The organism is Allobosea sp. 05L423 (genome assembly GCF_056397745.1).
The window spans coordinates 90,592-102,266 of sequence record NZ_JBFTOA010000001.1; the positions used below are offsets into that span (position 1 = coordinate 90,592).

Consider the following 11,675-nt stretch of genomic DNA (forward strand, 5'->3'; position numbering starts at 1 on the left):
CGAGGGTAGGGCGGCAATGCCGCCAGATATGCTGCCATCTTGGTTTTCATGTGGTTAATCGCCATATATCGGGCCAATGTTCGAAGGAAGGGCCGCCATGATCGGCCGTGACGATCCCCGCCTGCGCGATTGCGACGGGCTGGGGCGCAAGCTCGCGGAAGCTGCCAGAATCAGTGCGACGGTCCTGCTGGCGAAGCGGGCGGCGCGCGATGTGACGCTCAAGCAGGACGGCTCGCCGGTCTGCTCGGCGGATCTGGCTGCCGATCACGCAGCGAAGGATGCGCTTGCTCGCCTGTGCCCGGGATTTCCCGTCATCAGCGAGGAAACGGTCGACAGCGTCGCGCCTGGCGAGGTTTTCATCTTGCTCGATCCGCTGGACGGCACGCGCGAGTTCCTGGCCGGCGGCGACAGCTACTGCGTCGCGATTGCGGTGATCCGTGACGGCAGGCCGATCGCGGGCGCGATTGCCGCTCCTGCCATCGGCCGCCTCTGGTTCGCCGGCGAGCACGCCTATGTGCAGGATTTCGCGGCCGACGGAACCGTGCACGGGGAAGCGCGCCGCGCGGCTGTACGCGCTTTGCCCAGCGACGGGCCGGTGGCGTTGGTCAGTCGCTTTCACGGCGATGGCCGCAGCGACGGCATTGCCGCGTCGATGTGCTGCAACAAGGGCATCCCGGTCTCGTCGGCCGTGAAGTTCGGGATGATCGCTTCGGGCGAGGCGGATCTCCATGTCCGCTGTGGCCAGACCATGGAGTGGGATATCGCAGCCGGCGACGCCATTCTCTCGGCGGCGGGCGGAGTGGTGCTGACGCTTGACGGCGCCTTGCCGCATTACGGCGTGAGCGAACGGCAGTTCCGCAATCCGCCTTTCGTGGCGGCGTCGAGCGAGGCGCTGGCGCGGCGTGCCATCGCCGGCGATACCGGTTGCTGAGAGCTCTCAGCGGGCGACGACGCGCAGCACCGATTTCCAGCGATCTTCGGCTTGGGCCAGGAGCGCCGCGTCCTGCAGGAAACGCTGGCGGTTTTCCGCCGAGCGGAACAGGAACAGCCGCGAGCCGATGATCGCGTATTGGCCGGGGTCGCTGTCGACGGCGACGCCATTGGCAACGCCCGTCGGGTCGAAGCCGGCGAAAGCGGGCGCGTAGATGCCCGGTGCATCGCGGAAAGCCTCGAGATTGGCCTGTGAGGCGAAGCGCCAGACCACACCCTCGTGGATGAGCTCGTGCTCGGGGAGGCCGGCCGAAGGCCTGCTGCCGAAGCGATAGGACACCGGGTCAAAGCCATTGATGGCCAGGCCGGTGCGCAGGTCGCGCTGCATCACTTCGCCCAGCGAAGGCAGGGAAGGCAGCCCGGTCGGCAGTCCCGGTGCTCCCGACGAAGCCGGAAGAACCGGCTCGGCTGACGTGGTGTTGGCAGATGTCACGGAGACGGCAAGGAAGAGAAGGGCAACGCCGGTGCAGGTCGCGCTGCAGCGTTGCCTTGTTGCGGCCTTCATCCCGGCAAATCCTCGCAATCCCGCAATCCAGGGCCGCTCGGCTCTCCGGAATTTTCACGCCTTGGATAGATTTACGGCGTATCAAACTGGTTACCGAATTGATTCGTATTCGCTAGGCGTTGCTTTTTCGACGCCTGCGCGAACGGCGGACAGCCCAGAATCGGCCCGCCGTCTGGCCTGCATCGCACGCGTCCGGAACAGGTTGCCCCGCAACCGGATCCGGCGTCGCGAGGCCGGGCGATCAAACCGTTCTGGCGTCCGGCTTCGCCGGACTCACTGTCCGGAGATCTAGCATATGAACCAGACCCGCCGCAGTCTCATCAAGGGCGGTCTCGCCGTAGCCGGAACGGGCCTCACCGGCCTGTCCGCCCCGGCGTTCGCACAGAACTACAACGAGCAGCGCTCCTTCTCGCAGAACGAGCTGGTCTCGTCGGGCCACAAGTTCTTCGGCAACGTGTCGCGCGGTCTCGCGCTCACCATCGAGGAGGCCGTGCGGCGCTGGGGTGAGCCCAATGGCTACGTGCTCGGCCAGGAAGCCGCCGGCGCCTTTGTCGGCGGGCTGCGCTTCGGCGAGGGCCAGCTCTACACCCGCAATGCCGGCGACCGCAGGGTGTTCTGGCAGGGGCCTTCGATCGGCTTCGACTTCGGTGGCGAAGGCGCGCGCACGATGATGCTGGTCTATAACCTGCCGGCGGTGGATGCGCTCTACCAGCGCTTCGCCGGCGTCGACGGCTCGGCCTATTTCATCGGCGGCTTCGGTTTCACCGCCATGACGGCTGAGGGCATCACCGTCGTGCCGATCCGCACCGGCGTCGGCTGGCGGCTCGGCGTCAATCTCGGCTACCTCAAGTTCACGCCGCAGGCGACGTGGAATCCGTTCTAGCCTCCCGACCTCGAGCGGGTGACTAGAACTGGCCTTGGCGGCGCGGGCGTGGCAGATTCGGCCATAGCCTGTGTCCACGCCTCGTTCGGGAGTGCTGGGTCTTGATCGAAGCCGCCATGCTGTTCGCGCTCGGCTTCCTTTGTGCGGCGCTGCTCGCGCTGGCCGCGGTGCCGGCGCTCGCCCGGCGTGCCGATCGGCTGGCGCGCAAGCGGGCCGAGGCAGCCTTCCCGCTCTCGCTGGGAGAGATCGCAGCCGACCGTGACCATCTGCGCGCCGAATTCGCCCTGCGCATGCGTTCCGTCGAGCAGGAGGCCGAGCGTGGCTTTGCCGCCAAGGCCGGGGCGATGCAGGAGCTCGGCCGCCGGGACATGACGATCGGCCGGCTGGAGCGCGAGCGCAGCGAGCGCGACACGCGGATTGCAGAACTGGAAAGCGTACTCGCGACGACCCGGGCCGAGCTCGGCGACACGCGAAGAACCCTCGAACAAGAACAGGCGGGCCATGGCGAAACGGCCGCGGCGCTGGAGAAGCGGCTCGCCGATCTGGCGAGCCTGGAGCAGAACCTGGCGGAGACACGGCAGGCTCTGACCGGCACCGGCGCCGATCTGAGTATGCGCGACGGCGAGCTCGCGCGGGAGCGCGAGACGCTCGGAAGGATCGAGAAGCTCCTTGCCGAACGCGAGACGGAATTGGCGGCGATCCGCGACGAGCATGAGAAGCTGCGCGTGGCGCTGGTAGAGGACCGCACCCGGATCATGGTTCTCCAGGGCAAGCGCGACGAGCTTGCCGGGAGACTGGCGGGCGTCGAGGATCGGCTGGCCCGCAGCGAGGCGTCGTTGAAAGCGATGACGGGCGAGCGTGACGGCGAACAGATTCGCGCCGGCGCTTTCTCCGCCCGGGCCGAGCAGGCCGAGGCTGGGCTGGCGGCAGCCGATGCGCGCGCCAGCGCGGCCGCCGTCGAGGCGCAGCAGCTCGGCGCACGGCTGGAGCAGACGAGGTCCGACCATGAAGCCTTGCAGGGCAGGGCGGATGGCCTTGAACAGGCCCTGGTGGTCGCGAAGGACGAGCTGGCCGATCTGCGCCAGCGCAAACAGGAAGAGATAACCGCCTTGCAGGACAGCCAGCGCGAACGAGAAGGTCAGATCGAGCTTCTGCACGCCGAGCTTCAGACGCTGGAAGGCGCGCTCAGCCAGGCCCGCGAAGACCGGAGCCAGCTTCTGGGCGAAATGTCGAATCTGCGCAAAGCGGCATCGGGCGCACAGTCGAATGCGGCCTTGCGCGAGGAGATCGTCCGGCTGGCCGACCGCTTGATGAGTCTTTCGCCGAAACGCGAGGCTGCTGAGTAGCGCTGCACATACCGCACCCATTCGTGTGGTCCGGATCGCTTCGAAAAGCGATTTCCTCTTTTCAGCCCGATGCTTTAGGAAGGCCGCGCCTCCTGGCGCGCCGACCTCACCCGAATGGTTTTGAATCGTGACGGACAGCCAAATCGATCTTCTGTGCCTGGGCGAGCCGCTCGGCGAGTTCAACGCCACCCGGGCCGAGACCGGGGCCTTCCTGTTCGGGCATGGCGGCGACACCTCGAATTGTGCGGTTGCGGCGGCCCGGCAGGGCATGTCGGTCGGCTATCTCGGGGCGCTCGGCGACGACAGCGCGGGCCATTCGATCCGGGCGTTGTGGAAGCGCGAGGGTGTCAACGACGCCCATGTCGCGACGCATCCGACGGCGCCGACGGGCCTCTACTTCGTCGATCACGGCCCGTCCGGCCATGTCTTCTCCTATCTGCGGGCCGGTTCGGCCGCGAGCCTCTATGGCCCGCGCGACCTGCCGCGCGATCTCATCCGCTCGGCCCGCATCATCCAGGCCTCCGGCATCAGCCAGGCCATTTCGGCCGGGGCCTGCGACGCCGTGTTCGAGGCCTTCGAGACGGCCCGCAAGGCCGGCGTGCTGACCGCCTACGACACCAATCTGCGCCTTAAGCTCTGGCCGCTGACCCGCGCGCGGGCGATCATCCACGCCGCTTGCGCCATGGCCGACATCGTCTTGCCCGGGCTTGACGACGCGACGCAGCTGACCGGGCTCAACAACCCCGACGCCATTGTCGATTTCTATCTCGGCCTCGGCGCGCGGGTCGTGGCGCTGACGCTCGGCCATGAGGGGTCACTCGTCGCGACACCGGTCCGGCGCGAGCGCTTCCGTCCGATCAAGGTCGATGCCATCGACGCGACCGGGGCAGGCGATTGCTATGACGGCGCCTTCCTCGCGGAATATCTGCGCACGGGCGATGCCTTCGCGGCGGGCGCCTATGCCAATGTCGCCGCGGCGCTGTCGACGCAAGGATATGGTGCCGTTGCGCCCCTGCCGCATCGGGCCGAGGTCGAAGCACGCATCATTGCCGAGGCCAAGAGCTGATGACCGTTCCGATCCTGAAGCGCGCGGGCGATCTGCTCGCCCGCTACGATGTGCTGATCAGCGATGTCTGGGGCGTCGTCCATGACGGGCTCTGGGCGCTGGAGCCGGCCTGCGAGGCATTGATCGCCTTCCGCGAGCACGGCGGAACGGTTGCGCTGCTCTCCAACGCTCCCGGACCGTCCGAGCAGGTGGCCGGGCTGCTCGACACCAAGCGCGTGCCGCGCGAGGCCTGGAACCGGCTCGTCACGTCCGGCGATGTCACGCGGGCGCTGATCGCGGAGAGCCATCACAAGCGCGTCTACCATATCGGCTGGCAGAGCGACCGGGCCGTTTTCGCCGGGCTCGATGTCGAGCTGGTTGGCGAGGAACAGGCCGACATCGTCGTGGCGACCGAACTCAACGATTACCGCAACGAGACGCCGGAACAGTACCGGCCGCTGCTTGAGGGCTTCGCCCGGCGCGGCCTGCCTTTCATCTGCGGCAATCCCGATCTCGTCGTGCATGTCGGCGAGGATCTGCTGCCCTGCGCCGGTTCGCTTGCGACGATCTACGAGGAGCTGGGTGGCACGGTCGCCTGGGCCGGCAAGCCTTATCGCCCGGCCTATGACCTCGCGCTCGCAGCCGCCGCCGAGGCGCGCGGCGGCCGCACTGTCGAGCCCGGCAAGGTTCTGGTGATCGGCGACGCCGTCAGGACCGATCTCGCCGGCGCACGGCTGATGGGCTTCGACAGCCTGTTCATCGCCGGCGGCATCCATCGCGACGAGACGATGCACGGCGGCGAGGTCGACCCTTCCGGGCTCGCCAGGGTGCTGGACGGGCTGCCGGTCCGGCCGATCGCGGCGATGGGCGCTCTGGCCTGAGCAGCCCGCCACGGCTCAGTGGGCGTCCCCCGCGCGTGCGTCGCGCAGCGTCGTCAGCGTGACGACGATGCAGAAGAGCATGCCGACGATCGAGAGGATCGCCGCCGCGCGGAAGCCGAGCATGAAAGCCTCGCTCGCCTGCGCCAGCATCGGCGCGGCCTGATCGGGCGCGAGCCCGGCTGCGAAGGCCAGAGCGCCGCCCAATGTCGAGCGCGCCGGAGCCAGCGCTTCCGGGCTGAAGCCGGGCACGACGAGATCCGCCATGCGGTTGCGATAGAGCGCGGCGCCGAGGCTGCCGAGCACGGCGATGCCGAGCGCTCCGCCGAGCTCGACGCTGGTTTCCGACATGGCCGAAGCAGCACCCGTGCGTTCCGGTGGGGCCGAGCCGACGACGATGCCCGTCGTCAGCGTGATCACCGGCGTGAAGCCGATCGAGAACACCACCGAGGCGGCGACGATCTGCACGAGGCTCGGGGCAAAGACGAGCCAGACGAAGCCGAGCGCCGAGACCGCCATGCCGCCCGCCATGAGCGTCGCTGGTGCGAAGCGCCCGACGAGGCTCGGCGTCACGAAGGAGGCGAGCGTGAAGGCGATGGCCGAGGGCAAGGACCAGAGGCCGGCCTGCAGCGGCGTCAGTCCGGCGACGAGCTGAAAATACTGCGCCAGGAAGACGAAGCTGCCGAACATGAACAGGATGCCGGCGAGGTTGATCGCCAACGCTGCCCGGAAGGCCGGGATGCGGAACATGGCGAGATCGATCATCGGGTCGGCAAGACGGGCCTGTCGCCGCAGGAAGAGCAGTACAAAGCCGAGCCCGGCGATGATTGATGCGGCAGCCTGCCAGTCGAAGCCATCCGCCGCCCAGTGCTTGATGCCGTAGACAAGCCCGAGCACCGCCGCGAGCGAGAGCAGGGCGCTGAGGATATCGATGCGGCCGGCGTTCGGCGCGCGATATTCAGGCAGCAGAATCGGGCCGATGGCGAGCAGCAGCAGCATCGGTGGCACGGCGATCAGGAAGGCAGAGCCCCACCAGAAATACTCGATCAGGAAGCCGCCGACGACAGGCCCGATGATGGCGCCGACCGAGAAGCTCGCGATCCACATCGAGATCGCGAAGGTGCGTTCCTTCTCGTCGGTGAACATCACGGTGATCAGCGAGAGCGTCGAGGGAGCGAGCGTCGCCCCGGCGATGCCAAGGACGGCGCGCATGCCGATCAGCATCTCGGCGCTGTTGGAGAAGGCAGCGACGGTTGAAGCCACTCCGAAGAAGGCGGCGCCGATCATCAGCAACCGCCTGCGCCCGATGCGGTCCCCGAGCGTGCCCATGGTCATCAGGAAGCCGGCGACCATGAAGCCGTAGATGTCGATGATCCACAGCAGCTGGCTCGCGCTCGGCTTCAGGTCGCGGGTCAGCGTCGGTACGGCGAGGTTCAGCACCGTCAGATCCATCGAATAGATCATGCAGGGCAGGGCGATCGCGAGCAGGCCAAGCCATTCGCGGCGTGTCGCCTTTCCTTCATCCTGGCCCAAAACGGGTGCCGACGTCATAATTCACTCGCAGTCTCTGGTATCCGGACCAGCCATTTCTCATGAGAGTGCGGCCGAATCTGGCAGGAGAGGGCGGCAGCGGTCCCTGCGCCCGATGGTGCGTTATCCCTGCCGGGTTACCGTGAGATTGCGCAACCGCGCGAGGATGTCCTCGTAGAGACCGTCGATCGGGCGGAACACGAAACGCACCGTGGATTTCCCCGGCGGGACGACGACGGCCCGGAAAAGCACGTTGGCACGAAGCAGCTCCGCCGGCCGATCGTCGACCTCCACCCGCCACCAATGGTGCCAGACATCGTTGAGGACGAGATAGCCGCCGCGGGGCGCATCGACGGCGAGCGTCACCGTGGTCGTGCCGTAGTCGCGGATTGCGACCGTGGCCGGCCCGATCGCGCCCGTGGCAAGCGGCGGCGGATCGCGGTCGAGCAGGACGGTTCGGCGGGGATCGAAGCCGGCCGGCCATTGACCGCTCGTCAGGATGGCGTCGAAATCGGCCTTCTGCGCCTCGGTGACGAGCAGGACACGCGGCAGGGCGCGCGGGTTCTCGTAGATATAGGCATCCTTGGTACGGGCGATCTGGCGGAGGTCCCCTGGTTTCAGCCGCTTGTCGATCTGCTCGACCGGCACGCCGGTCGCGATGAAGCGCAGGCCCAGCATGTCGGCCAGCAGGGAGCGATAGCCAGGCATCAGGGCAGAGAAGGTGCGCTGATCGGGCAGCGCGACATGGTCGCCGGCGCCGGTCGCCTTGCTGTAGAGGCCGAGCCGCAGCGGGTTGTAGCCGAGCGTGTTGTCGAGCTCGTGGACGAGGCTGGCATTGGGCCAGTGGAAGTCGATGGCGGCGAGCTCGATGCGGTCACGCCGGTCGGGCGCGGCGGTGCGCGCGGTTTCGCGCTTGAGAAGCGCGATGGTCTCGTTCGTGCTGTTCTTGCGCAGCACGTCATACATCTGTGGCGGCAGGGCGGTGGATTCACTCGGGCCGTTATTGGCCGAAAGGTCCACAACGAGCGTTACAGCCAGGACGATGGTGGCCGCGAGCGCCGAGCCGCGCTGGGCCAGGCCGCGCGCGGCGACGATGCTTCCAAGCGAGAGCATGCCGCAGAGGAGCGCAACGACAAGCGGCGAGACGGCGACCGGGATGCGCCCGACCGTCCAGGCGAGCCAGAGGGCGACAGCGAGCGCTCCGGCGAAGATGAGCGCTTCCAGGGCGATCTGCCAGCGCCGCGCCTTCGGCGCCGTGCCGGTCATGACGAGATGGGTCAGGTAGCCGCCGAGGATGGCGAGCAGGGCGCCGAGGATGAAGAGCGCGTCGGCTGGGCGGCGGTAGAAGCTGACGCCCGGCAACTCGAACAGCAGCCGGAAGGCGGGGGTGTAGCGGCCGAGCGCATAGAGCAGGACGATCAGCGCCGCGCCACTGAGCGCGACGATTTCGCGCCGCCAGAGCGCACCGCGGACGAGGCCGATGGTGATGATCAGCCCCATCGGCAGCAAGCCGAGATAAAGCTCGCTCATATTGCGGGCGAGAAAGAGCCCGAGCGGGCCGAAGCGGGCCTCCCAGGCCGGGCTCGGCGCACCCCAGAAATCCGCGAGCGGCCCGGCCGCGCCGTAGAGATTGGCGATCAGGCCGGTGAGCAATGCGGCTGGGTGCAGCGAGCCCTTGCCGGCTTCGACGAAATCGATCGCGGGACGGTTCGATTCCTGCGCGATGAAGGCGGTCAGCAGGATGGGGATGGTGGCGACCAGAATGGCGCCGAGCGCGCCGGCAAGCAGCGGCAGCAGGCTCGCACGGAAGGCGCGCCAGGGGTTGCGCGCCATCAGGATGGCGGCGATGACCAGCCCGGCGAGGACGTAGACGCCGATCAGCGCGACCTGGTCGCGGCCGAGCACCATGAAGCCCGAGACCACCCCGGCGGCGAAGCCGTAGCCGATCGAGCCGCGCTCGAGCGCGCGCGAGAGCAGAAACAGGGTGACGGCGAAATAGCCGAGGCTCAGCACCTGCCCGACATGCTGGATTCGCCAGGCGGCCGCGGCGCCGAAGGCGAAGGAGAGGGCCGCGACGACGGCGCCGGCGGGATGCCAGCCGCGGTCGCGGAAGATCAGGACGATCGCCAGCGCGCCGACGAGCAGCGTGCCGAGCACCGCGCCGTCGCTCCAGCGGAAATCGGGCGCGGGATTGAGCGCGGCGATCAGGGCGAAGGAAGGCGAGAAGATCAGCGACTGCGGATCGGCGACCTGCGGCGAGCCGGAGAAGACGTAAGGCGTCCAGAACGGAGAGAGCCCGCGATGCCAGCTATCGGCGAGGAACTGAAGCTGGGGGTGGAAATGGGCCTTGGCGTCCCAGGGGATGGTGACGGCGCCTGAGAGCCAGGGCCAGGACAAGGCCAGCCAGCACAGGAAGACGATGCAGAACACGCTGGCGAGTGGCCAGCGTGTCGGATGGCTTTCGGTCGATATCGTTTCGGGCACGGGCATTAGCCTGGCCTGACCGCAATCGGAAACGCCGTCAATCGGTCGGCGCGGCGCGCGCCATCAGCGCGTCCATGTCGATGAAATGGCCGGCGCGGTCGCGCTTCGAGGCGAGGTAGCGGACGTTGTGGGCGTTCGGGCGGCCCAGCACGCGCTGGCTGGCGGCAACCTCGAGACCCGCGGCCTGAATTGCGCCGATCTTCTGCGGATTGTTCGTGAGCGCCACGACGCTGGAGACGCCGAGTTGCTTCAGCATGGTCGCCGCGAAATCGAAATGGCGCTGGTCGAGGTCGAAGCCGAGCACCTCGTCGGCATCATAGGTGTCCCAGCCCTGGCTCTGCAGCTTGTAGGCCCGCATCTTGTTGGAGATGCCGTTGCCGCGGCCTTCCTGGTCGAGATAGAGCAGGATGCCGCCGCTGTTCTCCGCCATCCATTGCACGGTCTCGCGCAGCTGGTCGCCGCAATCGCATTTCAGCGAACCGAAGAGATCGCCGGTCAGGCAGGCGGAGTGGAGGCGCACCGGAACGGCCGCCTGCAGATCGGGCTTGCCGACGATGATCGCAACCTGATCGCGCAGTCCCTCGCCACCGCGGAAGACCACGAACTCGGTCTCCGGCGCCCCTTCGAGCGGCACGGGCGCGCGGCCGACGATCTTCAGCGAAGCAGCCTGCTCAGCGCGATAGCCGTTGACCGCATCGACCGTGACCTCGACCAGCGGCTCGCCGGCGATGTCGGCGGCGTTGACCGGCGCCACGATGACCGCGGGCAGGACGAGGGACAGGCGGGCCAGTTCCAGCGCGGCCTCGTCGAGCCCGGAGGCGGGCGCGATCGGCGCGTCCATCCGCGCATCGATCTTGAGGGCAAGCGTCTCGATGCGGCCGAGATCGATCGTGGGCAGGGCAAAAATACCGCTTTCGCTGCGCCCCTTGGCACCCAGGCGGCGCAGCCGGGCGCCGCTCAGGACAAGATGGCCACAGCCATGCGCGAGCTCATTGAGACCTTGCACGAGCCTCTCTTCGGCCAGCTCAGCAGACAGGGCGAGCGCGTTTCGATCACCGTCCCGCAGCAGGACAGGGCGGCCGGCACGAAACTCGGCGATTGCCCGGTCCACCTTCACGAGAGCAGTTTCGAGGGAGGGGCCGAAGAGCGTACGCGACTCAGGCATCGGGAAGTCCGTCAGATTGGGCCGGCAAACGGCCGAGGAGCGTCAGAGGCACCATCACGGAACGATATAGGGGTTCTTGATCCGCCCTTCCAGCAACGTTCCCGTCAGGGCACGGTTCCATGGCGCGCAAGCGCTCAGGAACCAAGAACGGGAACCTGACCAGAGCAGCGTCGTATAGGCTGGTGAGCTTGAACGTGGGATGAATGCTTTCCCTAGCGGCAACGCCCGGAGAAGAACGATCGATGTCGAAGGAGATTGCGCCCGGCGAGCGCTACAGCGCGACAGCCCGCAGCCTGCACTGGATCACCGTGATCGCCGTTTTCGTGATGATCCCGGTCGGGGTGACGATGAGCTATCGCGGTAACGTCCTGCACCTCTGGGACGGGCTGACCAACGGCCTTTACAGCGCTCATAAATTGACCGGATTCCTGCTGCTGTGGCTGACGGCGGGGCGGCTGATCTACCGTCTTCTGCATGGCGCGCCTGCGGACGAGCCGACGCTGGAATGGTGGCAGAAGGCCGGCTCGCACCTCGCCCACTGGCTGCTTTACGGGCTGCTCCTCGTCGTGCCGCTGCTGGGCTGGACCGGCGTTTCGCTGTTTCCGGCGCTGAGGGTGTTCGACCTGTTCAACCTGCCGGCGCTGACGCAGCCGAATGAGGCGGCGGCCCACCGGGTGCTCGGCATCCACGGCAAGCTTGCATTGACGCTCGGCGCTCTTGCAGTTCTGCATATCGCGGCGGTGCTCTATCACCGCTTCATCCGCAAGGATGGCGTCCTGCGCCGGATGTGGCCGGGGACCGGCTAGCTCGCCCCGTGTCGCCCGGACACGGGATGGCGATCCAGCTCCC

10 protein-coding genes are annotated in these 11,675 nt (G+C 67.6%); 6 read left to right on the forward strand and 4 right to left on the reverse strand.

The genetic code is table 11. From position 1 onward, the window contains the following. Nucleotides 1-97 precede the first annotated feature (97 nt). Entirely contained in the window at nt 98-931 is an 834-nt protein-coding gene (locus tag AC1DNE_RS00440) for a 3'(2'),5'-bisphosphate nucleotidase CysQ family protein (RefSeq protein WP_441469939.1), read from the forward strand. A gap of 6 nt (nt 932-937) precedes the next feature. Here the strand turns inward: AC1DNE_RS00440 and AC1DNE_RS00445 are convergent, their stop codons facing one another. After that, complete coding sequence (locus tag AC1DNE_RS00445; RefSeq protein WP_441469938.1) at nt 938-1,318, reverse strand: YHS domain-containing (seleno)protein; 381 nt, start codon at nt 1,316-1,318, stop codon at nt 938-940. 472 nt (nt 1,319-1,790) lie between these two features. On the opposite strand from AC1DNE_RS00445, the gene AC1DNE_RS00450 reads away from it, so the two are divergent. The 4 genes from AC1DNE_RS00450 to AC1DNE_RS00465 all read left to right on the forward strand — a co-directional run bounded on the left by AC1DNE_RS00450 (nt 1,791) and on the right by AC1DNE_RS00465 (nt 5,650). Beyond that, nucleotides 1,791-2,378: a DUF1134 domain-containing protein gene (locus AC1DNE_RS00450; protein WP_441469937.1), complete on the forward strand. Its 588-nt coding sequence runs from the start codon at nt 1,791-1,793 to the stop codon at nt 2,376-2,378. 101 nt (nt 2,379-2,479) lie between these two features. Beyond that, nucleotides 2,480-3,724, forward strand: a complete 1,245-nt coding sequence (locus AC1DNE_RS00455; protein WP_441469936.1) for a coiled-coil domain-containing protein — start codon at nt 2,480-2,482, stop codon at nt 3,722-3,724. A 127-nt stretch (nt 3,725-3,851) separates the two neighbouring features. Continuing rightward, entirely contained in the window at nt 3,852-4,790 is a 939-nt protein-coding gene (locus AC1DNE_RS00460) for a sugar kinase (protein ID WP_441469935.1), read from the forward strand. Then, nucleotides 4,790-5,650, forward strand: coding sequence for a TIGR01459 family HAD-type hydrolase (locus tag AC1DNE_RS00465; protein ID WP_441469934.1), 861 nt, complete (start codon nt 4,790-4,792; stop codon nt 5,648-5,650). The genes AC1DNE_RS00460 and AC1DNE_RS00465 overlap by 1 nt, the downstream gene beginning before the upstream one ends. 15 nt (nt 5,651-5,665) lie before the next feature. Here AC1DNE_RS00465 and AC1DNE_RS00470 read toward each other — a convergent pair whose 3' ends face one another. From AC1DNE_RS00470 to ribA, 3 genes are all read right to left on the reverse strand, one after another. Beyond that, nucleotides 5,666-7,198, reverse strand: a complete 1,533-nt coding sequence (locus AC1DNE_RS00470; protein WP_441469933.1) for an MFS transporter — start codon at nt 7,196-7,198, stop codon at nt 5,666-5,668. 102 nt (nt 7,199-7,300) lie between these two features. Further along, a complete protein-coding gene (locus AC1DNE_RS00475) occupies nt 7,301-9,661 on the reverse strand; it encodes a hypothetical protein (RefSeq protein ID WP_476765009.1) in 2,361 nt (786 codons plus the stop codon). Nucleotides 9,662-9,698: 37 nt separating this feature from the next. Continuing rightward, nucleotides 9,699-10,826 carry a GTP cyclohydrolase II RibA gene (gene ribA / locus AC1DNE_RS00480; protein ID WP_476765010.1) on the reverse strand — a complete coding sequence of 376 codons (1,128 nt, stop codon included), beginning with the start codon at nt 10,824-10,826 and terminating at the stop codon, nt 9,699-9,701. Between the two features lie 242 nt (nt 10,827-11,068). Here ribA and AC1DNE_RS00485 point away from each other — a divergent pair, with 242 nt between their 5' ends. Further along, nucleotides 11,069-11,632 (forward strand): cytochrome b, encoded by a 564-nt coding sequence (locus AC1DNE_RS00485; protein ID WP_441469930.1) that lies wholly within the window; start codon nt 11,069-11,071, stop codon nt 11,630-11,632. Nucleotides 11,633-11,675: the final 43 nt, after the last annotated feature.

Excerpts from the sequence above, each read along its gene's own strand:
- AC1DNE_RS00465 (WP_441469934.1), top strand. The coding sequence starts at position 4,790 with ATGACCGTTCCGATCCTGAAGCGCGCGGGCGATCTGCTCGCCCGCTAC.
- AC1DNE_RS00440 (WP_441469939.1), top strand. The coding sequence starts at position 98 with ATGATCGGCCGTGACGATCCCCGCCTGCGCGATTGCGACGGGCTGGGG.
- ribA (WP_476765010.1), bottom strand. The coding sequence starts at position 10,826 with ATGCCTGAGTCGCGTACGCTCTTCGGCCCCTCCCTCGAAACTGCTCTC.
- AC1DNE_RS00445 (WP_441469938.1), bottom strand. The coding sequence starts at position 1,318 with ATGCAGCGCGACCTGCGCACCGGCCTGGCCATCAATGGCTTTGACCCG.
- AC1DNE_RS00450 (WP_441469937.1), top strand. The coding sequence starts at position 1,791 with ATGAACCAGACCCGCCGCAGTCTCATCAAGGGCGGTCTCGCCGTAGCC.
- AC1DNE_RS00485 (WP_441469930.1), top strand. The coding sequence starts at position 11,069 with ATGTCGAAGGAGATTGCGCCCGGCGAGCGCTACAGCGCGACAGCCCGC.
- AC1DNE_RS00470 (WP_441469933.1), bottom strand. The coding sequence starts at position 7,198 with ATGACGTCGGCACCCGTTTTGGGCCAGGATGAAGGAAAGGCGACACGC.